This window comes from Micromonospora sp. NRRL B-16802, from assembly GCF_001279555.1.
In the GTDB taxonomy this organism is placed as follows: domain Bacteria; phylum Actinomycetota; class Actinomycetes; order Mycobacteriales; family Micromonosporaceae; genus Micromonospora; species Micromonospora profundi.
In genome coordinates this window covers 15299-37344 of sequence record NZ_LGEB01000073.1, presented here as the reverse complement: position 1 = coordinate 37344, position 22046 = coordinate 15299, and the positions used below count along the sequence as shown (strand labels likewise).

General features: G+C 69.9%; 13 protein-coding genes. 3 read left to right on the top strand and 10 right to left on the bottom strand.

Annotation, left to right across the window (positions count from 1 at the left end):
• Window positions 1-265 precede the first annotated feature (265 nt).
• From ADK66_RS20565 to ADK66_RS32345, 3 genes are all read left to right on the top strand, one after another.
• Window positions 266-982, top strand: coding sequence for a PHB depolymerase family esterase (locus ADK66_RS20565; protein ID WP_053657775.1), 717 nt, complete (start codon window positions 266-268; stop codon window positions 980-982).
• A gap of 350 nt (window positions 983-1332) precedes the next feature.
• Complete coding sequence (locus ADK66_RS20560; protein WP_197281594.1) at window positions 1333-1638, top strand: GNAT family N-acetyltransferase; 306 nt, start codon at window positions 1333-1335, stop codon at window positions 1636-1638.
• A 31-nt stretch (window positions 1639-1669) separates the two neighbouring features.
• Complete coding sequence (locus tag ADK66_RS32345; RefSeq protein WP_053657781.1) at window positions 1670-2092, top strand: (4Fe-4S)-binding protein; 423 nt, start codon at window positions 1670-1672, stop codon at window positions 2090-2092.
• A 100-nt stretch (window positions 2093-2192) separates the two neighbouring features.
• On the opposite strand, the gene ADK66_RS20550 is transcribed toward ADK66_RS32345, so the two are convergent.
• The 10 genes from ADK66_RS20550 to ADK66_RS20505 all read right to left on the bottom strand — a co-directional run bounded on the left by ADK66_RS20550 (window position 2193) and on the right by ADK66_RS20505 (window position 21931).
• Window positions 2193-2600 carry a transposase gene (locus ADK66_RS20550; RefSeq protein WP_053657770.1) on the bottom strand — a complete coding sequence of 136 codons (408 nt, stop codon included), beginning with the start codon at window positions 2598-2600 and terminating at the stop codon, window positions 2193-2195.
• A 249-nt stretch (window positions 2601-2849) separates the two neighbouring features.
• Entirely contained in the window at window positions 2850-3644 is a 795-nt protein-coding gene (locus ADK66_RS20545; RefSeq protein ID WP_157552730.1) for a Tat pathway signal sequence domain protein, read from the bottom strand.
• A 368-nt stretch (window positions 3645-4012) separates the two neighbouring features.
• Window positions 4013-7849, bottom strand: coding sequence for a non-ribosomal peptide synthetase (locus ADK66_RS20540; RefSeq protein ID WP_053657766.1), 3837 nt, complete (start codon window positions 7847-7849; stop codon window positions 4013-4015).
• Window positions 7846-14685 carry a non-ribosomal peptide synthetase gene (locus ADK66_RS20535; protein ID WP_053657763.1) on the bottom strand — a complete coding sequence of 2280 codons (6840 nt, stop codon included), beginning with the start codon at window positions 14683-14685 and terminating at the stop codon, window positions 7846-7848. Before ADK66_RS20535 ends, ADK66_RS20540 begins: the two co-directional genes overlap by 4 nt.
• Window positions 14682-17258, bottom strand: coding sequence for a non-ribosomal peptide synthetase (locus tag ADK66_RS20530; protein ID WP_167944421.1), 2577 nt, complete (start codon window positions 17256-17258; stop codon window positions 14682-14684). The genes ADK66_RS20535 and ADK66_RS20530 overlap by 4 nt, the downstream gene beginning before the upstream one ends.
• A 27-nt stretch (window positions 17259-17285) precedes the next feature.
• Window positions 17286-17534: a hypothetical protein gene (locus ADK66_RS20525; RefSeq protein WP_053657759.1), complete on the bottom strand. Its 249-nt coding sequence runs from the start codon at window positions 17532-17534 to the stop codon at window positions 17286-17288.
• Window positions 17531-17764 carry an MbtH family NRPS accessory protein gene (locus ADK66_RS20520; protein WP_053657757.1) on the bottom strand — a complete coding sequence of 78 codons (234 nt, stop codon included), beginning with the start codon at window positions 17762-17764 and terminating at the stop codon, window positions 17531-17533. Before ADK66_RS20520 ends, ADK66_RS20525 begins: the two co-directional genes overlap by 4 nt.
• 33 nt (window positions 17765-17797) lie before the next feature.
• On the bottom strand, window positions 17798-19051 hold the full coding sequence (locus ADK66_RS20515; protein WP_231640111.1) for an MFS transporter: 1254 nt from the start codon (window positions 19049-19051) through the stop codon (window positions 17798-17800).
• Window positions 19041-19988, bottom strand: coding sequence for a TauD/TfdA family dioxygenase (locus ADK66_RS20510; protein ID WP_053657755.1), 948 nt, complete (start codon window positions 19986-19988; stop codon window positions 19041-19043). The genes ADK66_RS20515 and ADK66_RS20510 overlap by 11 nt, the downstream gene beginning before the upstream one ends.
• Complete coding sequence (locus ADK66_RS20505; protein WP_053657753.1) at window positions 19988-21931, bottom strand: RiPP maturation radical SAM C-methyltransferase; 1944 nt, start codon at window positions 21929-21931, stop codon at window positions 19988-19990. The genes ADK66_RS20510 and ADK66_RS20505 overlap by 1 nt, the downstream gene beginning before the upstream one ends.
• Window positions 21932-22046 lie beyond the last annotated feature (115 nt).

Here is a 22046-nt window from a genome sequence, read left to right as displayed (position 1 = left end):
CCACCACCTCCCAGACCAGAAACGATGGGAGACAGCCTGCCCGACACATCCTCAGAACCAACGGATTACACGATCAACGTTCAAAGACGAGGCACTAGGTTGAGCCGGCGCAGCCTCCCCTGCGTCGACTGGGTGAAGCCCGTCGTTCGTGCGGTCACCCTCTCATTATCCGGCGGCCAGCGGCCACGACCAGTGACACCACGTCACAAGCGGCCGTGACACCACGCCACCGACGGGCCGGCTGCGTCCGCGCTGTCATGGGTACATGTCCACCACATCTGTCATCGAGGTCGACCGGCTGAACCTCACCTACGGCGACTTCCACGCTGTCAAAGATCTCTCCTTCCAGGTGCGTGCCGGGGAGCCTGCGCTGCTGGCCGGTGTCGCCCGGCAGGTGGTCGAGAGATACCGCGCGGATCCCGCGCGGGTGCACGTGGCCGGCGCCTCGTCGGGCGCGGGGACCGCGATCATCCTTGCCGTGACCTACCTCGACGTCTTCGCCACCGCGACCTCGGTCGCCGGCGGCGAATACGGCCTCGATCAGGTGGACCCCGACGACCCGGACTCGATACCGCCGCTGGACACGGCACGTCAGGCGCGGGCCCAGATGGGCGAACACGCCCGGCGGGTGCCACTGCTGGTCATTCAGGGCGAGCGCGACGAGGTCGTGCCGCCCCTGGTCGCCACCCGACTCGTTGAACACTGGACCATCGTGAGCGACCTCGTCGACGACGGGCTGCCCAACAACAGCCTCGACCTGACCGAGGAGACCGTCTCGGTGCCCGCCACTGCGGGTCGGAACGCGTACACGCACACGACGATCACCGCGCCGGACGGCTTGTCGGTCGTCGAGTCGTACCGCGTCGAGGACATGGGGCACGCCTGGCCGGGCCCTGACGGCGACGGCCGCTACACCGATCACGCGGGCCCCGACGCCAGTGAGATCGTCTGGAGGTTCGCCGAGCGACTCCCCATGGTCTGAGGACCACGAGGGAACAGGCGGCACGCCGCCAGCAGCGCACGACCGCGCCCGCAACCGGCACCGCAGCGGCATCGCCTGGTCCAAAAGCGCCGTCCGCGTCATGCTGCTCGACGTCGACGACGTGGCAATGGGCCACACCGGCGTTCTGCGCTGGAACGCCAGCGGCAGGTGGGTGGTCTCCAAGGAGATCTAAAGTAGACGGCGCAGCGACCCACTCGGTTGGGGGTCGACATCCGGTCGGCCCGCACCCCGGCGCACTGCGGGCATCGACGAATCGATGCACTGCCTGAGGCCGGGGGACGCAAAGCTCCAGACTCAGATCGACCCCGAAGACGTATGGAGGACACGTGATGGTGGAAGTGAAGGACGTTCCCGAGGCCAAGCAGTACGAGGCCCGGGTCGACGGGGAGTCCAGGGTCGCGGGCGTCGCGCAGTACATCCGTACCGCGGAACTCGTCGCGTTCGTGCACACCGAGGTCTCGCCGGAGTACGAGGGCAAGGGGGTCGGGTCAGCACTGGCCCGCACCGCCCTCGACGAGGCGCGTGCCGCGAACCTGCGCGTCCTGGCCACCTGCCCGTTCTTCGCGGGATGGATCGCCCGGCATCCCGAGTACGGGGATCTGGTGTACCAGTCCCGCAGCAGAGTCAGTGACTGAACAGTTGGGCACGGCAGCGACGGAGGTCGGTATGAGCAGTGGGACCGAGAGGAAATCGTACGACGGAAGGTCGATCACCGTGACCTTCGAGGGCAGGCGCTGCTTGCACGCCGCCGAATGTGTCCGGGGCTTACCGGAGGTCTTCGACACGGGCCGGCGCCCGTGGATCCGGCCCGACGGTGCCGAGGCCGATCGTCTGGCCGAAGTGGTACGGCGCTGTCCCTCGGGTGCGCTGCAATACGAACTTGTGGACGGCGGGGCGGAGATCCCGGATGAACCCTCGCGGATCACACGCAACTCCGTGGGACAGTTGGTCGTTCGGGGCAAGTTGAGCGTGGACACGCCGGAAGGCCCACGCGCCGAGACGAGGACCGTCCTGTGTGGGTGCGGGCAGAGCGGTCTGCAGCCGTACTGCGACCACGCGGGGCCCTGCGGTCAGACGCCACGATTCTGACCCGACGCCCCCCTAAGCCAAAAGAGCGAGGAAGTCATCGTTGACACCTTCCGGCTCGACAATGGTCATATCGTCGAGCACTGGGATGTCGTCCAGAACCTCACCTCCCCCTGCGGCGACCGTCGGCGGCAACCCGATGGTCTGACACCCGGCAGGTGGGGAGGCGCGGCGCATCGCACCGGCGCCGTTGCAGGGGTCGGCCATGATGTGCAGCGTCCGGTTGCCGGCGCGGGAGAGGCCGGTGACGTTTCTGGTCGCCGGAGGACGCGTCCAGCAGGGCGGTGCCGTTCCAGGACGCGAACCGGTCGCGGTCGGCGAACCGGCGGACGTCGCCGACGTCTGCCAACAGCCGAGCCGCACCTGAGGGGCCGATCCCGTGCAGGTCCGTCAATGTGCGGCCGCGGGCGACCACCAGTTCCTTGAGGTCCTTCTCCGCAGTCTTGATCTTTTTGTCGACGCCCTCAACCTTGCCCACGATGTCACGGGGTCTGATGGTCGCGATCAGCACACGTGCCTGCCGTGCGGACAGGAACTGCTTTGCCCCGCCGGGGAAAGCTCCAGCAGCAACCGGTGCAGCCGGTTGATGGCCCGCAGCCCAGCTCGTCGCGACGGCCAGCCAGCATCACCATAAGCCCCGGAGGCCGAGTTTGAACAACAAGCTCAAGGGAGTCGCGGTGGTTGTTTTCGTAGGTCCCCACCGGGGTCGCCGGGCAGCACCGACGCGCCCGCGCCCTTCCCCGACCCGGGCGCCGTCACGTCAGCTGACTCCGGTCGGGTACGGGAAGTTGTCGAACTCGGTATCCATCTCCTCCGGGCTACGGCGCAACCACGCGGCGGTCTGCCGGGCGAGCACAACCCGCGGCAGCGGCTGGTTGTCGGTGGCATCGGTGACCGGCTTCGCGATGGATTGCGCCGCCCAGGCGAGACCGACGAGGCGGTCGACGGCGTTCCACCGCTTCGGGGCGATGCCCAACAGGGTCTGGGCCCGGATGATGGAGTGCCAGACGTGGTAGGCGCCCGGCGGCTCGGTGCCGCCCGGGTAGTCCATCATGTGTACGCGCTGGCCGGGATAACGGCGCGGATCGTAGAGCACGCCCTGGCCGAAGTCGGCGAACGCCGACCGCAGCTTCGCGGCGTTCCGGCCGAAAAACCGGTGCATCACATCGAACTGGGCGTCCGCGACGACCGTCAACGGCTCTTTGACCGGCAGGAACTCCGCCACAAACCCGTCCGGGAAGGTGCCGTTCGCGCGGTGCTCCTGCCAGGCCAACGCGAACGCGGCCTGCACCGAGCCCAGTTCCTCGGTTATCGCCGTCAGCGCCGCCTTGACGGTCACTGACGGGTGGTAGAGGAACGCTTCGTCGTACTGGTACCAGAATTCGTTGTTAAACGGGTCGCCATGCATACCCGGCACGTCTGGGATCTCCGGCGGCCCGGGATGGCGCTCGCCGGCGGAGGCGGACGCGGCACCGACGGCCAGCCCTGCGCCCACTGCTGTGGCGGACACCAGGGAAGCGCGCAGCAGGCCGCGCCGAGTCAAGTGTTGTCCCATTACCGTGCTCCTTCTCTCCTTGTATTTGCAGTGTCGATTGCACTACGGCGTCCGCGAAAACCTCGGCCAGGACGGCGCTCTCCACCGCCGATACCGACAGCCGGTGGAAGATTCGCAGCTCACGGGGTGCCGCCGACGTCCGCGACGCCGTCCACCCAGCCGGGCAGGGCCAGATGGTGCGGCGCACCCCGGAGCCGCAAGTTCGGCCTCCCCCGCACGCTCAGGATGCCGGAAGCTCGCACGTGGTTTCGCGTCCTCATTGGATCCAACCGACTCGTAGGGATTGATCTCGTACGCCGCGCGGAAATGAGTCGGCTCGCACAGGACGACGTCGCGCACGTGCCGGGCGCCGCAGCGCTGCAGGGTGGTCACGCCGCCGACTCAAGGATCTTGGCGAGATCGTCCACGGCGGGTCTGCGCAGCAGCGTGAAATGCTCGCCGGGCAACTCGTGGACGACCACCGGGCCGGTGCAGATTCGCCGCCAGACAGCCAGGGCGTCGCGCCGCAGTTCGGGGGTGGTGTGGCTCGCCTGTACCAGGGTCACCGGTCCGGCGTAGGGACCGGGGCGGTAGCCGGCCGCTGCCCGTACGTGCAAGTGGTTGAGACGCACACGCCGTTCGAGGTCTGCGTGCTCTCGGTCGGAGGAGACCAGACCAGCGGTGGAGGCGGTCGCGAGCACTTGTTCGGTTGCCTCGTCGCCCGGGAGCAGCACGCCGAGCTCGTCGAGGTTCAGTGGCAGCCGGCCCAGTTCCCCGGCGAGGTGACGCGCGGCCTCCCCGGAGACGTCGTCGGGGAGCACCTCACCGGGGTACGTCTCGACCATGGCAAGCATTGCGACCTGCTCCCCCGCCGCGGTCAGCCGCCGGGCCAACTCGTAGGCCACCAGCCCGCCCATCGACCAGCCCATCAACAGATAGGGGCCGGTAGGCTGTGTCTCGCGTAACGCGGACAGGTAGTGCCCGGCCAGGAAGTCGACGCTCTGATCGGCCTGCTGCTCCGGTGGTGGGGCCTGCATTCCGTAGAGCGGGCGCCGCAAGACACCGCTGAGCGACAGATCGCGGAAGCCGACGATATCGCCGCCGGCCGGGTGTACGCAGAACAGAGGCGTGCCCGTGCCGTCGCGCAGCATCACCATCGGCTGCTCCCCCGTCATCCCCCCGGAGCGGACGGCACGGGCCAGGTGAGCGGCGGTCGCCGGTCGCTCGGCGGACTGGTCGAAGAACACCGCGACCGGCAGGTCGGTGTGGCAGGCGGCGTTGATCCGCGCGATGAGACGCACGGCGAGCAGCGAGTGACCGCCGAGCTCGAAGAAGTCCTCGTCCATCCCGACCGGCGCCCGGTCCAGCAGCTCCTCGATCAGTCGGACCACGGTCAGTTCGACGGCGTCGGTGGGCACCGAGATTGGCTTGCGGGCCGGAGTCGGCCGGCCGGTCAGCCGGCCGCGGTCGAGCTTGCCGTTGGCGGTCAGCGGGATCGAGTCGATCCACAAGAAGCTGTCCGGGACCATGAAGGCGGGCAGCCGGTCGGTGACGAAGGCCCTCAGGTCCAGGTCGGCGCTGTCCGGGTCGGCCGACACCAAATAGGCGGTCAGCCGGCCGTCCGGGCCGCCGACCACCGCGGCGTCGGCGACGGCGGGGTGGCTGTGCAGAACCGCCCGGATCTCGGCGGGCTCAACCCGAGAGCCGCGGATCTTCAGCTGCTCGTCGTCCCGGTTGAGGAAGCGCACCTCGCCGTCGGGGCCGTGGCAGGCGAGGTCGCCGGTACGGTAGAGCCGCTGCCCGCGCACCGGGGAGAACGGGTCCGGCACGAACCGGTCCGCGGTCAAGTCCGGCTGGCCCAGGTAGCCGCGGGCCAGCGAACGGCCACCGAGGTAGATCTCGCCGACGACACCGATCGCGACCGGCTCCAGTTCGGCGTCGAGCACGTACAGCTGAGTGTTGGCGATGGGCCGGCCGATGGGCAGCACGGCGCCTGCGGCGGGCTCACCGACGACCTCGTGGACGCAGCAGCCGACAGCCGCCTCGGTCGGGCCGTACTCGTTGAACACGCGGGTCGCCGGGGCGTCCCGGCGCCAGGGTCGCACGGCCTCACCGGTGAGCTGCTCGCCGCCGAGGACGAGACAGTCGGCGGTGCCGGCCAAATCCCCGGGCGCGAGTACCCGGCTGGCCACGGCCAGGTGCGATGGAGTGAGTTTGAGCAGGTGGATGCCGGTGCGGGTGGTCAGCTCGCGGAACAGCGCCAGGACGTCGCGCCGGCCGTCGTCGAGGTCGGCCGACCGGCCGGTGATCAGGGGCAGGAAGAGGCTGGTAACCGTCAGATCGAAGGCTATCGACGAGTGCACGAGCGCGCCGGAGCCGCCGCCGGTGTAGGTCGCGGCGGCCCAGGCGAGGTAGTTCACGACCGCCCGATGCGGGACCAGGACGCCCTTGGGGCTGCCGGTCGAGCCCGAGGTGAACATGACGTAGGCGAGTTGTTCCGGCCACACCCGGCGGCGTTTTCCCTGGCCGTGGGCGGCGAGCTGTTCCGTGGTGCGGCGCTCAGCCGTGCCGTCCTGCTCGATCGCGGGTGACGGGTCACCGGTGACCACGATACGGCACTGTGCCTCCCTCACCAGGGCCTGGATCCGCCGCCATGGCTGCGCCGGGTCAAGGGGGACGTAGGCAGCGCCGGCCTTCAGCACGCCAAGGATGACCGCCACCAGCTCCACGGAGTGCGGCAGGCACACGCCGACGCGGTCCTCAGGGCCGACGCCGTCGGTGCGCAGCCCGTGCGCGATCCGGTCCGCGAGTTCGTCGAGCTGCCGGTAGGTCAGTGTCCTGGCCGGGTCGAGGACCGCGACGGCGTCCGGGGTGCGCCCTGCCTGGGCTTCGACGAGTTCGTGGAGACAGGCGACGGGCAGATCCCGGCCGGTGTCGTTGAAGCTGTGGAGCAGTTCGTCGCGGGTGCCGGGGTCGAGGCAGGTCACGGTGCTGACCGGAGCTGCCGGGTCGGCCAGCAGACCGGCCAGCAGGGTGTCGTACTGCTCCGCAAGACTACGGATGTAGCCGGGGTCGAACCGGTCGGCGCGGTAGTGCCACACCGTGCGGACGGTGTCGCCGCTGAGCAGGCATTCCAGCTTCACGCCGTACGGCTCGGCCGACACGTCGGACCAGGTGACGACGAACGTGACGGCGCCGGCCGTCAAGGGTCCGGGCTCGGGACGGCAGTCGAATGCGGTGGCCCAGCCGGTGGCGCCGGCCGCGTAGGAGGCCAGTAGGTTCTCCTCGAGGTCGTCGGCGCGGGTCAGCTGCCGGTCGAGCTCGGTGGTGAGGGTGGACAGGCTGACGCCGGGCCGAACGTGACCGACGATCGGCACCCACTTGGCGAAGTGGCCGAGGCACTCCGCCAGCTCCTCGTAGCCGCGTCCGCCGAGGCTGGCGCCGACCACGACGTCGCTCGCCGCGGTGACCCGGGCGAGCAACGCCTGCCAGACCGCCAGTAGCACGCTGCGCGGGGCGATCCCACGCGATCGGGCGTAGGCGTGCAGTGCCGTCCCGGCCAGTTCCTGCCCGATCCGCCTGCTGCCCGCCGACCGGTCGCCGCCGGCGCGTTGCAGCGGCAAGGACCGGGTGGCCGCCGGCTCGTTTGCGGCGGCCAGCAGCGCATCGGCCTCCGGCACTGGGCCGTCCAGACCGGCCTGGTGCTGCCACTCGACGACCTCGGCGTATGCGACCGGCTCTTCGTCCGGCTTCTCGCTGCGGTAGGCGCCGGCGAGGGCTGCCACCAGCAGTCGCATCGTCTCCGCATCCGCGCTCAGTGGACTGACCGTCAGCAGCAGCGCGTGCCGGCCGGGGACCAGCGCGAAGAGCACGCTTGCCAGCACAACGTCGGCGTTGCCCCGTTCCTGCTCGGCGACGGCGAGCAGGCGCTCCTGGCGTTCGGCTTCGCCCAGGTGGGCAAGGTCCTCGAACCGGTGCTCTGACGGTGCGGCTCCCGGCTCGGCGACGACCTGGACGGCCGAGCGCACCCCCGGCACGCGGCGGTACGAGGTGCGCAGGATCGCGTGACGGTTGGTCACCTCGGCCAGGGCTGCGCTCAGCCGGCCGGTGTCCAGCGGACCGGTCACCAGCAGCAGGGTCTGGGCCCAGGTTGCCTCGCCGTCTTCGCGTAGCTGCCAGATGTGTTGTTGTTGCACCGACAGCCGGAATCCCCGCACCTGGTTCATCGGACCCCCACCATGTCACCCATCGCCACCAGCAGCGCACGGTCGCCCCGGAACGCGTTGCGGGCGTGCGCGACCAGGAAGTTATCGACCATCAGCACGTCGCCGCGCTGCCACCCGAAGGTGACCTCGAGCTCCTGATAGACGCGGCAGATCTCGACCATCGCGGCGTCCGGGATCGGGCTGCCGTCGCCGAACTCGCAGCTGCGGGGCAGTTCGTCCGGCCCCATGGTGGCTAGCAGCGAGGTACGGGCGGCGGCCGGCAGGCAGGCCAGATGCCAGTGCTGCACCTGGTTGAACCAGGACCACTCTCCGGTGACGGGGTGCCGAACGGCTGCCGGGCGGGTCGCCGTGGTCCGCAGCCGGTCACCGCGCCACTCGTACTCCAATCCCTGCGTCGCGCACCGGGCGGCGACCTCGTCGCGGCTGTCGGTGCGGAACACGGTGCGCCAGTCCAGCCCGAGGCCCGTGCCGTAGCTGCGTACATAGCGCACCCCCTTGCGGAGGAACTCCTCGCGCAGGTCGGCGTCGAGGCGCCGGTAGACCGCGCGGCTGTCGACGATCGGGGTCTCCCCGCCGGTCTCGGCGGGTTGCTGACAGCAAAACCAAATTTTGGCCGGGGCTTCGTCGTTGAAAGAGTTCTCGTTGTGCCACAGCAGCTTCTCCTCCGGCGGGAAGAAGACCGGCGTGTACACGTTGCCGCTCAGCGCGGCCCGGGGATGTTCGCCGTTGTCGCCGAACAGCTCGTCGACGAAGACCATCGCGAAGCGTTCCAGCTGAGGTGGCCGCACGATGTCGAAGCCGCGGAACAGCAACGCTCCCACCTCGCGCAGCGTCGACTCCAGCGAGTCACGGTGGGCGGCCGCCCAGTCGGCCAGGTCGACGTCGTCGCGCGTCGGGCTCAGCACGAGCGGCAGCGCAGACCCGTCGCCGATCGGGCAGCGCGTGACGGCCTCTGCGGAGGCGAGGGTGATCGCGGTCGGTGCGAGCCGCTTGAATCCCTTGCGCCGCCGGGGTGCCGGGTTGTCCCCGACCGGCTCGTCGGCGCGCTCGATCAGGGCGGTGAGCAGCGCCAGATATTCGTCGCGTAGCGCCTCGACCGTGCCGGGGTTGAACAGTTCCGCGTCGTAGTCCCAGGTGCCCTCGATGCCCTCGGCGTCGGCCTTGAGCAGCAGCACGAGGTCGAACCGGCTGGTGTCGATCACATCCAGGCCGGCCGGCTCGACCTCCAGTCCGGGCAGGGTGGCCGCCGACTCCGCCGTGCTATCCAGCACGATCTTGATCTGGAACAGCGGGTTGGGGTTGCCGCTGCGCCGCGGGTTGAGCAGCTTGACGACTTCCTCGTACGGCAGGTCCTGATGGGCGTAGGCGTCGAGCGTACTGCTCCTGGTGCGGCGCAGCAGCTCGCGCCAGGTCGGCCGGCCGCTGAGATCGCCGCGCAGCACGATCTGGTTGACGAAGAAACCGATCAGCCGCTCGGTGGCGGTGTCCGAGCGGCTGGCGACATCCGAGCCGACGGCGACGTCCTGCCGGCCGGTGCGGTGGGCTACCAGCACGTGCAGCACGCTCAGCAGCCCCATGAACAGGGTGGCCTCCTCCTGGCCGCACAGCTTGCGGAGCGCCTCGGTGGTGTTGGCCGGGATCCGGAACGGCAGCAGGCCCCCGGCGTGGGCGGCGTGCGCGGGCCTGGGTTGGTCGGTGGGCAGGCCGGGCAGCTCCAGGATGCCGTCGAGGCGCTCCCGCCAGTAGTCGCGCTGGCTGTCCCACTGGCCCTCCGCAGCGCAGCGGCGCTGCCAGACCGCGTAGTCGGCGTACTGGACCGGCAGTTCGGGCAGGCGCGACGGCCGGCCGTCGAGGGCGGCGGCGTATGCCTCGGCCAGTTCGTCGAGCAACAGCCCCGCCGACCAACCGTCGACCGCGATGTGGTGCATGGTCAGGAGCAGGACGTGCTCGGCCGGGCCGACCCGGGCCAGGGCGGTTCGGACCACCGGTGGGCGCGCGAGGTCGAACGGCTGGGCGTACTGGTCGCGCCCGAGCCGTCGGGTTTCGGCGGCGCACTCGGTCGGCGGCAGGCCGGAGAGGTCAACCACGGGCAGATCGTCGTGGCGGTGCGGCAGGATCACTTGGCGGGGGCCGCCGTCCTCGGAGACCAGCACGGTGCGCAGCACCTCGTGGCGGCCGGTGACCTCGTCGAGGGCGGCTGTCAGGGCGGCCACATCGAGCTTGCCGCGCAGCCGCAGGAAGACCGGGAAATTGTATTGAACGCTGCCGTGATGGAGTTGATGCACGAACCAGAGCCTTTCCTGGGCAAAGGATGCGGGCATCGACCCGGTGCGGGCAACGCGTTCCAGGGCCGGGGGCCTGGGTTCCGCCTCCTGCTGGATGAGCTCGTCGACTAGCCGGGCGAGGGCGGCGAGCGTGGAGAATTCGAACGGTGCCCGGATCGGGACCTCGACGGTGAACTCTCGGCGCAGCCGGAACACGAGCTTGAAGGTCAGCAGGGAGTGGCCGCCGAGGTCGAAAAAGTCGTCGTCTGGGCGGATCGCCTCGCGAGCCAGTAGTTCGGTCCAGATCTCCGCGATCCGGCGTTCCGTGTCGCTCATCGGCCTGCGCCCCGCGGCCTGCGGGCTACCGGCTGCGCCGTCGGTACCGGCCTCGACCAGATGACGCAGGGCCGTGTGGTCGAGCTTGCCGCCCTGGGTCAGCGGCAGCTCGGCGAGCGGGACGTAGCGTGACGGAACCAGCGGAGCGGGCAGGTGGGCGCGCAGGTGCGCTTCGATCGCCGGCAACGCGGCGACGGCTGCGGCATGCCACAGCGGATCGTTCGCTAGGCGCTGCGGCGTCGGTGCGGAAAACTCGGGGCTTGTGGGGCCGAGCTGGTCGACTCGGGTCAGCAGCACGTCGAAGGCGCCGTCGGTCCGGCCCCGGGCCCAGCTCAGCTCGACCTGGTAGGGCACCCGGCCGGCGAGCTGCCACAGCTGTTCCGGATCATGACCGGGCTGCCCCGGATCGCCGAAGGTGAGGTTGGTGAGCGGTGTGTCACCGGAGGCGCCGGCGAGCGCGTCCAGCAGTGCCAGGTCGCCGTCCAACCGGGCGTTGGGCACGCCGGCGACAACCAGCCGGGCGGGCCGTTCGCCGGTCAGGCGGGACTCGAGAGCGGTCAGGCTAAGGCCGTCGGCGCTCCAGTCGAGAACCTCGCTCGGCGCCGACGCCGGTCCGTCGATCTCGAGGACGACGTCGTAGCGGTAGCGGATGAGCTCGTTGCTGGTCCCGCCGCGTTTGGGCATGACGCGCACGGCGCTGATCCGAGGCAGGATGGTCGGCAGGCCGGTGAAGAAGCGGGGGTCGAGGCACAGTTCCTCCTCGGCGTCGAGCTGGCGCTGCACGTCGGCTCGCAGCCGGCCGACGGTCGTGCCGGCCAGGGCGCGCCGGGCAGCGACCGAGGTGCGGAACACGCGCAGCAGGGCCAGGTTGCGCACGTCGCCGACGAAGACGTGGCCGCCCGGGGCCACCGCAGAGACCGCCTGCTCGAGGATCTCGGCGAGATACCGCTCGGACGGGAAGTACTGGACGACGGAGTTGAGAACGACCGTGTCGAAACTCTGCCCGGCAGGGACGCCGAGGTGGGCGGGTGCGGCGGACAGCTCGACGTGGGCGTCCCCCGCTCCCGGGACGGACCGGCGGACGTAGTCGACTGCGGCGGCTGAGAGGTCGACGCCTCGGTAGTGCTCGGATCCGGGGGCCAGTCGAGCCAACAGCATGCCGGTACCGAAGCCGATCTCGAGGATCCGGCGCGGACGTAACGCCGCGAGCCGGGCGACCGTCTCGTCGAGCCAGGCCGCCATCTCGGCCGGGTCGATCGGCTCGCCCGTGTAGCTGCTGATCCAGCCGGCAAGGTGGAATGCGGGGTCCGCGCCGGCGGACAGATCGGCGTAGACGTCCTCGTCATAGAGGCTGCGCCATTGCGCGAGCCGTTCGTCGCGGTGCCCGGCGTCTGCGACGTTGCCGTCGACGGCAACGATAGCGACGAGTTGTGCCGTACCAGAGACGGCGCGGTCCACCTCGATCACGCATCGCCGCACGGCCGGGTGTTCCTCGGCGAGCCGGGCGATCTCCCCTGGTTCGACCCGGTGGCCGCGGATCTTCACCTGGTCGTCCGCGCGGCCGAGGTATTCCAGGTTGCCATCGCTGCGGCGGCGCACGAGGTCGCCGGTGCGATAGAGGCGGCTGCCGGGTAGGCCGCCGTACGGGTCGGGCCGGAACCGATCGGCGGTCAGAGCGGCGCGGTTCCAGTAGCCGTAGGAGACTCCGGCGCCGCCGACGTAGAGCTCGCCCGTGGCGCCGACCGGTACCGGCTGCAGGCTCTCGTCCAGCACGTAGAGCCTGGTATTGGCGATCGGGGTACCGATCGGCACCCGGCCCGAGGGCGCTGGGGCCGGGCCCACCTCGTACGCGGCGCAGGCGACCGCGGTCTCGGTCGGGCCGTACTCGTTGATCAGCCGTAGCCCGGCGGCGTCCGGATGCCAGCCGGCCAGCTGGCCTTCGCGCAGTTCCTCGCCGCCTATGACCAACGCGCGGGTCCACTGCTCTCGGCGGTTCTGGGCGCCAGGGACGTCTTCGAGTAGGCGCAGGTGGGCCGGAGTCAGCTTGACGAAGGTCAGGTCGCGGTCGGTACGCGCGGAGTCGGCCAGCGCTGCACCGGGCGCCTCTCCGGCGTGCGGCACGATGATCCGCTGCCCGGCCAGCAGGGGGGCGAAGAGGCTGGTGACGGTCAGGTCGACAGCGACCGAGGAGTGCAGCAGGGTGCCGCCGCCGTGACCCGCTGCCGCGAACGTCTCCACCGTCCAGAGCAGATAGTTGGCGACGCTGCGGTGCGACACCAGCGTTCCCTTCGGGCCGCCCGTCGACCCGGATGTGTAGATGAGGTACATCGGATCGTCCGCGTGGCCGTCCACCCGGGGCGGGTCGGCGGTGGTGCCGGTCAGGCTTTCCACGTACAGGACGGGGATGTCGGTGATCTGCTGCCGGACGGCCTCGGTGATCAGCAGGGTCGCGGCGCTGTCCCCCAGCAGGTGGATCAGCCGGGCCGTGGGGTCGGCTGGGTTCATCGGCAGGTAGGCGGCGCCGGCCTTGAGCACGCCGAGCAGGGTGGCGACCAGTTCCGTCGACGGAGTGAGCAGGACGGCGACGATGTGACCACGGCGCACCCCCTGCTCTCGCAACGAGTGAGCGATGCGATTCGCGCGGCCGTCCAGCTCGGCGTAGGTCATCCGGCCGCAGGGATCGGAGACGGCGACCGCCTCGGGACACAGCCGCTTCTGCTCCTCGAACAGCCGGTGCACGCGCGGGTCGGCGGGCCGTTCCCGAAGGCTCGCGTTGTCGTCGCGCAGCAGTCTGTCGCGCTCCGCGCCGTCCAGCAACGGAAGGTCGCCGACACGGGTGGTGGGGTCCGCGCCGACCGCATCGAGGACCAGCAGCAGGGAGCGGGTGAGGCGCTCGGCGGTCGCCGCGTCGAAAAGGTCGGTGGCGTAGATGAGCAGGCAGCGTAGGCCGTCCGGCTCCTCGACGACGTTGAGGTCCAGGTCGAAGCGGGCGGCGTGGTCGTCGATGTCGAGCATGACGACCTGCAGGCCGGCCATCGTACGTACGGGATCGGGGGTGTTATGCATGGTGCAGTTGACCTGATAGATCGGGTTGCGGCTCAGGTCCCGCTCCGGGTGCAGCCGGCGGGCGACCAGGTCGAGCGGCACGTCCTGGTGCTCGTAGGCGTCGAGGCAGGTCTGGCGCACCCGCTCGAGAAGGTCCTTGAACGGCTCGTCGGCACGGATCCGGGTGCGCAGCGCGACAGAGTTTGCGAAGAAGCCGATCAGCTCGTGCAGGGCGCGGTGGCGCCGGTTGGCGACCGGCGTGCCGACCACGACGTCGTTCTGGCCGCTGTACCGGGCGAGCACCACCTGCAATGCGGCGAGCAGCACCATGAACAGCGTGCCGCCGGACCGTCCGGCCAGGGCGACCAGCCGGTCGCGGACCGTCGACGGCACGGTGCCGGTCACGCTTGCGCCCTGATGTCCCGCGACCGCCGGACGTGGCCGGTCGGTGGGCAGTGTCAGGGCCTCCGGGGCATCCGCGAGCTGCTGCTGCCAGTAGTCGAGCTGACGCGTCGCATCGTCACCGGCCGCCCAGTCCTCCTGCCAGCAGGCGTATTCGCGGTAGGTCACCGGCAGCAGCGGCAGGTCGGCCTTCGTGCCGGTCACCCGCGCCTCGTAGCAGCGGGCGAGATCCCTGGTGAAGACGCTGATCGACCAGCCGTCGAACACGGCGTGGTGGAAGGTGACGAGCAGCAGTGCCTCCCGCGGTGCGAGGCGCAGTAACCGATAGCGCAGCAGCGGTCCCGCAGCCAGGTCGAACGGATCGCCCGGCTCGGTCTGCGCGAGCCGCTCGGCCTCGTCGTACCGCAGCTCGACGGGCAGGCCGCTGAGATCGAGGACGGGCAGCGGCCGGGGGCCGGGCAGAGCGACCCGCTGGACGGGTCGGCCCTCGTGCACCGGCAGGGCGACCCGCAGGACCTCGTGCCGGGCCTGGACGTCGTCGAGCGTCAGCGCGAGCGCGGCCACTTCGAGGTCGCCGGTGATCCGGTAGGCCGTGGGGCTGTGGTAGGCGTGGCTGGCCGGGTCGAGGTGGTGCAGGAACAGCATGCGGCGTTGGGTGAACGATGCCGGGGCGTCCCCATCGTCCGCGCCGAGGCCGATGGGCGGCAGGCCCCGCTCCCACAGCCGCTGCCGCAGCTGTGCCCGCTGTCCGGGAGGCAGGTCGCGGATCTGGTCGGACACAGCGCTCACAACACGGTCCCTTCCTGCCGGGAGATTCGCTCGATGCGCTGGACAAGGTCGTCGACCTCGTCGGGCGGACTGCCGGGACGCTCACGGCGGCGCTGCTCGATTTCGGCCGCGAGCCCGGCGACGGTCCGGGTCTCGAAGATCACCCGGGCCGGTACGTCGACACCGAACTGACTGCCGATCTCGGTGACCACCACGATCGCGAGCAACGAGTGGCCGCCGAGGAGGAAGAAGTTGTCGTGCACCCCGAACTCGCGCACTCCGAGAAGTTCGGCCCAGATCTCCCATACCTGGCGCTCGAGCGGGTTGCGGGGCGCGACTCTGCCCACCGGCGACACTTGGAGGCTGGCGGGCACGCCGGGCAGCGCCCGGACGTCGAGCTTGCCGCTGACGGTGGTGGGCAGCCGGTCGAGGGCGATGAAGTGGTTGGGGAGCATGAAGGCGGGCAGCCGCCGGCGCAGCTGGGCCAACAGGTCGTCAACACTGATCTGCTGCCCTTCCCGGCCGACCAGGTAGGCGACCAGCCGGTTGTCGCCGCTCACCTGGACCAGCCGGACGACGCACTCGCGGAAGGTGCCGGTGGCGAGCAGGGCGGCCTCGATCTCGCCCGTCTCGATCCGGTATCCGCGCACCTTCACCTGCTGGTCGATCCGCCCGAGGAATTCCATGGCCCCGTCCCCGCGCCACCGGACGAGGTCTCCGGTGCGATAGAGCCGCAGGCCGGGCACAGCGCCGAAGGGATCAGGGACGAAGCGTTCCGCGGTCAGCGCGGGCCGGTCGAGATAGCCGCGGGCCAGGCCGGCGCCGCCGACATAAAGCTCGCCGGGGAATCCGATCGGCACCAGGCGCAGTTGCTGGTCCACCACGTGCAGGGTGGTGTTGGCAATGGGCCGGCCGATTGGCACGCCGCCGCGCTCGGGCAGGTCGGTGATCCGATGGCAGGTCGAGAAGGTGGTGTTCTCGGTCGGCCCGTAGCCGTTGATCAGGTGGCCGGGCGGCCCGTCCCGCAGGACCTGCCGGCTGCGGCCCGGATCCATCACTTCGCCGACCACGAACAGATAACGCAGGCCACCGAAGGCTCCGGCATCGAGGTCGACGACGCGGTTGAACAGCGTGCTGGTCAGTGCCAGGACGGTCGGGCGCAGCCTGCCGAGCAGCGCGAGTACCTCCTCGGGCCCGAGTTGCTCGCCGCCGGGGAGCACCTCGACCCGGGCACCGTTGCAGAGCGCGCCCCAGACTTCGAAGAGCGTGATGTCGAACGACGGATCGCCCAGGTGGACCAGGAGGTCGTCCGGTCCGATCGTCACGTAGTCGGTCTCGGTGATGAGCCGAACTATTCCCCGGTGTTCGACGCCAACGCCTTTGGGCCGCCCGGTCGACCCGGAGGTGTACATGACCGCCGCGAGCGCGCCGGGCAGCGAGCGCGGCTCCGCCGCGGAGGTGACGGACCGGCGGGCAGTCGGCGCGAGAGCAATCGCGGGCACGCCGGTGGCCGGCAGCCAGGGCGGGACGTCCGTTCCGGTCAGTACGGCGGTGACCCGGCAGTCGCGCACCATGAAGTCGAGACGCTCGGCGGGGTGCGAGGGGTCGAGCACGAGATAAGATCCGCCCGCCTTGAGCACGCCGAGCATGCCGACCACCAGATCCGCGCCGCGTGGCAGGTGCAGGCCGACTTGGCTGTCCGGGCCGACGCCCACCCCGATCAGGGTTTGGGCCACCTGGGCGGCCTGCCCGACGAGCTCGGCGTAGGTCAGACCAGTGGTGCCCTCCGTGAGGGCGACCCGGTCGGGGGTCCGCAACGCCCAGCGCTGGACCAGGCCGTCGACGGTGCACGTGCCCGGAAGCGGCCGCGCTGTGTCGTTCCATCGGTTGAGGCGGGCAAGTTCGGCCGGGGTGACCAGGCCGAGGTCGTCAAGGGGCCCGTCCGGGTTCATGGCCATCGCGTGCAGCACCTGCAGCCATGCCTGGGCGAGTCGCTCGACGGTGGCCGGCAGCCACAGGTCGGTGGCGTACTGAACGGCGCACGGCAGGTCGCGCGTGTCGTCGTGGATGGTCCATTTGAGGTCGAAGATGGCGACCGGGTCGTTCTGGACCGGGCCGGGCACAGCTTCGAAACCGACCTGGCAGATCGGATGCCGGCTCGGGTCGTCGGCGCCGGCCAGCAGGTCCACCAGGTCCTCGAAAGGCACTTCATGGGTACGCGCGGCGGCAGTGCCGGCGGCTACCCGGGCGACCAACTCGCGCGGGCGGAGAGGGCCGGCAAGCCCGGCGCGGAGCACGACCGTGTTCGCACCGCCGGTCGTGAGTCCCACCAGTGCGTCGGTCCGGCCCTGGTAGCGGCCGAGTAGGACGAGCAGCCCGGCGAGCAGGACCGCCGGCAGGTCGGCCTCCACCTGCTGGCCGAGGCTGCGCAACCGCTGCGCCAGGTCGGCGCCGAGGCGCAAGTGGTGGGTGGCGCCCCGGTGGGACTGCACGGGCGGGTGCGGCACGTCCGTCCACAGGTCGACTGCGGTTGCGTCGCCGAGCGTCTCCCGCCAGTAGGCCGCGGATGCCGGCCGGATCTGCTCTTTCGGCACTGTGCCCTCCATGGTCTGCCGCAGCTGTCAGTCGCGCGTTGGTCGCAGGTCCGCCGGCCGGTCGAAGCGCAGCCGGGTGATGCAGAAGTCCTGCCATCGCGGGTCCGCCGAGTCCCAGATCAGCTGCGGGTCGGTCAGAACCGATGTGCGTACGACGGTGAGGTCGTCGCGCAGGTAGACGACGTCGTCGTCGGTAAGCCCGGTGCCGGCCGGCTCGGCCCAGCCGTCGAAGGCGCGCAGCTCGCCGAGCCGGTAGGCCCGGCTGTACGGGCTCATCGGGACGCCTCTGCGGCCTCGTCCTGCTCCATCCGTCGGCGGAGGCTCAGCGGGCGCAGGTCCGTCCAGACCTCGCCGATGTGCCGGAGGCACTCGGCGCGCGATCCGGTCTTGCCCGTGCCCGTCCAGCCGGCCGGGCCCTCCCGGTCGACCGGCCAGATCGAGAACTGCTCCTCGTCGTTGACCACCACCCGGTAGGATCGGCTGTCGGTGTCGTCTGCCGCGTCCATCGATCGCTCCTTCTTAATAGGGATCTGCTCGGCTCATCCGGCGGTGACCGGCACGCGTTCGGGGTAGGCCTGGGAGATCGGAGTGCGCAGCCCTGCCACCACCAGGACGAGGAAGATCGCGCCGACCACGAGCAGCGGGGTGCGCACCCCGACGTGACTCACCGCCAGCGTGAGAACGGCGGCGCCGAGCGGGGCCAGGGCACTGTGCAGGGTCCAGAAGGCCGAGGTGACGCGGCCGAGGATTTCCGGCGGGGTGACTTGCTGGCGCAGCGACACCGAGCAGACCCCGGCGAGCGCCATGCCGAACGAGTACCCGAACGCCAGCGCCGCCGCAGCGACGACGCCGGTCGACATGCCGAGCGCGGCGACCGTGAGGCCGCAGAGCGCGTAGGAGCCGAGCCAGCACCAGCCGAAGCCGACCCGACGGCGCAGCCAGGCGCTCAGCCCGGCGCCCGCGATCGTGCCGATGCCGGTCACGCCGAGCACGTATCCGACGAGACGTTCGCTGCCGCCGAGGTCGTGGCTGACGTGATAGATGAGCACGTCGACCATGCCGAGGCTCATGAAGGTGATGATCGTCAGCAGCAGGGTCAGCGGTCGCAGCACCGGGTGTCGGGCGAGGAACCGGGCGCCGGAGAGGAAGCCGTCGCGCATGTCGCGCCAGCCGATCGCTGTGGCTGGGCTGGCCGGTTTCGGCTGCAGCCTGATCAGCGCGAGCCCGAACCAGGAGACGCCGAAGGTGGCCGCGTTCACCGCGATAGCCGTGGTCGGCCCGAAGAGCCCGGTCACCGCGCCGGCCAGCATCGGGCCGACGATGTACGCGGTCGCGTTCGTGGTCTCCAGCCGACTGTTGGCCGTGGTGATCTGCTCCCGGTCGACGAGCGCGGGGATCGCCGTGACGTAGGCGGTCTGGAAGATAAGGTTGAACGCGGCGGTCGCGGCCATCACGACATAGAGCAGCCAGAGCTGGGGGCTGACCAGCCAGACGACCGGGATGAGCCCGTAGAGCACCAGCCGGGCGGCCTCGCAGAGCATCATCATCCGGCGCCGATCGAGATGGTCGACCAGGGCGCCGGCGATCAGGCCGGTGCCCAGCGAGGCGAGACCCGCCGTGGCGGTCAGCAGGCCCATCTGGACGACCGAGCCGGTCAGCTTGAGCACCAGCAGCGGGAGGGCGACCAGCGCGAATCCGTTGCCGAGCTCGGACAGGCCCTGCACCGACCAGAAGACTGCGAAGTCCCGGGTGATCCGGGCCGGCCGGATGGCGCTCTCGGCCTCACCATTCACGCGGGTCACCGTCCTCGCAGGACGGCTCCGCCATCGCCACGGCTATCCGCCGAGGGCCCGTGTATGGCTCACGGCCGTGCGAAGCCAGCATGTTGTCGACCATCAGTACATCGTCACGCCAGTAGTCGAAACGCACCGACGCGCCGCGGTAGCAGGACCGCAGGTGGTCCAGGACGTCCTGCGGGATGGGAGCGCCGTCGCCGTAGTAGGTGTTCGCTGGCAGGTTGTCGGCACCGAACATCTCCAGCAGCGCCAGCCGGGCCTCCTCGGGCAGCGTGCTGACGTGGAACGCCACACAGTGGTTGAACCAGATCTCCTCGCCGGTGACGGGATGTCGGTGGACGGCGTCGCGCACGGCCGTTGTGCGCAGGTGGTCATCGCCCAACCACTGCGCCTCGATGCCGTTGCGCTTGCAGTAGTCCAGGACCTCGTCACGGTTGCCGTTGTTGAAGACGGTCTGCCAGGGCAGGCCGATCTCCGCAGCGAAGTTTCGGACCACCATCCACCGACGCCGGCGGAACTCGTCGAGCACCGCCGGATTGATCGACGCGAGGATCCGGCGGGTGTCGGCCAGCGGGGTGGCGCCTTGGGACAGGGGCGGCTCGACGCAGTGGAAGTAGAGCGTGAGCGGCCATACCGCCTGATACGAGTTCTCGTTGTGCAGGAAGATCTCTTCCTGCGGCGGGTAGTCGGTCGAGGTGTAGATGTTGCCATGGATGACGCTGCGCGGTGACGACCGCTCCACGTAGGTCAGGGGTTCCCCGGAGAGCGTGCGGACCAACGACTCAAGGCCCTCGGCCCCCCCGACGTCAAATCCACGGAAGAGGACAGCACCGTGTTTGTGGAGCAGCTTCCGGACCTCGGACGCGTCGCCGTGGGCGTGGCTGACGAGATCCCCGGATCCTTCGATCAGGGCGGGCAGCGTCTGCTGGGCCATCATGCGCCTCCTCGTGACACGCCCACCGTCGTGTTCAGGACGGGGAGCAATGGCCGGGCGATGTCTGTGGCGGTCTCGTCCGCGGTCTCGGCCTCCACGTCCTCACCTTCGGTGAGCACGAGGCTCAGCAGGCGCCCGCTCTCCTCGAAGAGCATCTGACGCTCGTCGAGCCAGGTCACCATCCGGTCGAGCGCGGCCTGCCCACCGAAGTCGTCGACGAGTTGGTCGGGCCGGGCCGGCGAGCCCAGCCGGCGCAACAGCCGGCAGGTCTCCTGGTCGATGCTCTCGACCTTGGCCGGGCCCCAGCGGGAGTCCAGGATCCGCCAGCCGTCCCGGGCCGAGCCGAGCAGACGCAACTCCGGGGACCCGGCCCCCTCCGGCCACGCGCCGCGCCAGGCGGCGACCCGGGCGCGCAGCCGGTCGTGCCACTCCAGCGCGTTGAGCATGTACGTGCCCAGGCTGTGGTCGGCGAAGAAGTAGGCCAGGTCGGCGAGCGCCTCAGGCGGGAACGGATAAATCAGCGGGTAGTAGTCCATCGGGTGCAGGTCGAGGCCGAGGGCCTCACGCTTGACGTAGTACGGGCTGAACCGGTCGAAGCGCACCATGAAGACGTCGTAGGGCGGCCGGAGGTGCACCAGCTTCGGGATGTCCTTCTCGTACTGTTCGAGGGTGGCGGGGTCCTCGTTTGGGAATCCGATCAGCAGGTTCCACTGCGGGTCGATGCCGAGATCGAGGCACGTCTTGAGAAACTGCAGGTTCTGGAACGAGGTAGTGCCCTTGCCCATCAGTTTCAGAGTGCTGGTGGCCAGCGCCTCGATGCCGGGCTGCACCACCGTCACCCCGCCCTGCGCCAGACACGTCAGGTCACGGCGGCTCACCGGCAGCTTCACCTCGTAGAAGATGGAGACACCGGCCGGCGGCGTCAGCTGCGGGAAGACGTCTTTCGCGTAGCTGCGCGGGAGGATGTTGTCGGTGCAGGACAGCGAGGTGAACCGGGGAGCGAACTCGAACAGCCAGTTGAATTGTTCGATCGCGAGATCGGCCCGCATTGAGCGGTAGGACATGCTCTGGCCGTTCAGCCCGCAGAAGGTGCAGTGCGAGCGCTCCCCCCACCAGCAGCCGCGGGAGGTCTCGAAGTAGAGCGTCGGCGTGGCGTTGCCGGTGCGGGCGAGTTCGGGGTGCTCGTCCAGCGCGCTGAGGAAGTCGTCGTACTCGGGACGCAGCACCTCGTCGATGTCGCGGTTGCGGCCGACCGCCTTGCGATATTGCGGTTGATCGCAGTTGCGGCGCGAAACGATCCCCGGGAGGGCGTCGGCGGCTTCGAGCTTGTCCTCAAGCACGCAGCGTACGAAATCGGGAAAGGTCTCGAGCGCCGGGCCGGAGAAGACGTAGTCGATCTGCGGCACGCGCTCGGCGATCACGGCGCCCATCGGCGCCTCGCAGTTGGCGCCGCCCAGCAGGGTGATCGTGCCGGGGTTGCGGTCCTTGACCAGTTGGGCCAGCGCCATGCTCGACACGTGCTGGGCGAACATCGAGCTGAAACCGACGATGTCCGCGTCGGGCAGCCGGTAGCGATCCACCAGACCGGAAAGGAAGCTCGGCAGCGTGTCGCGGTATCGCCGGATCCGATCGCGGAATTCGGCCCACCGACCACCTTTGTAATAGCGACTGAAATATTCGTCAATGTTGTCCGGGGCGCCAGGAAAGGCGATCGACCGGAACAGCCAGTCGCCGAGACCGGTGTCGACGTGATCATGGGTGAGCGAGATCGCCTCGTAGGTCAGGGCACCCAGCTCTGTCGCGACGTCCTGATTCAGATAATGCACGTCGACGACCACGTGTTCGCCGAATTCCCGCTGGAGCAGGCCGGCCAGCTGGCTCAGCGCAAACGACGGCCGATCCCAGCTCGCGAATGGAACGTTCACCAATGCGATGCGCAGCACAAACCCACTCCTGTCATCGCTTTCTGATTAGCGGCGGAGGTCACGCGACGATCGGCGTGGACATATCTCTCTTAAAAAGATCCTGCCACGCCGCTCGCGGCGCCGGCAAGGAAAT

Bases quoted from the DNA above. Each gene is read 5' to 3' on its own strand.
- ADK66_RS20520 (WP_053657757.1), bottom strand. From the start codon at position 17,764: ATGGACGCGGCAGACGACACCGACAGCCGATCCTACCGGGTGGTGGTC.
- ADK66_RS20560 (WP_197281594.1), top strand. From the start codon at position 1,333: ATGGTGGAAGTGAAGGACGTTCCCGAGGCCAAGCAGTACGAGGCCCGG.
- ADK66_RS20525 (WP_053657759.1), bottom strand. From the start codon at position 17,534: ATGAGCCCGTACAGCCGGGCCTACCGGCTCGGCGAGCTGCGCGCCTTC.
- ADK66_RS20510 (WP_053657755.1), bottom strand. From the start codon at position 19,988: ATGGCCCAGCAGACGCTGCCCGCCCTGATCGAAGGATCCGGGGATCTC.
- ADK66_RS32345 (WP_053657781.1), top strand. From the start codon at position 1,670: ATGAGCAGTGGGACCGAGAGGAAATCGTACGACGGAAGGTCGATCACC.
- ADK66_RS20545 (WP_157552730.1), bottom strand. From the start codon at position 3,644: ATGGGACAACACTTGACTCGGCGCGGCCTGCTGCGCGCTTCCCTGGTG.
- ADK66_RS20565 (WP_053657775.1), top strand. From the start codon at position 266: ATGTCCACCACATCTGTCATCGAGGTCGACCGGCTGAACCTCACCTAC.
- ADK66_RS20540 (WP_053657766.1), bottom strand. From the start codon at position 7,849: ATGAACCAGGTGCGGGGATTCCGGCTGTCGGTGCAACAACAACACATC.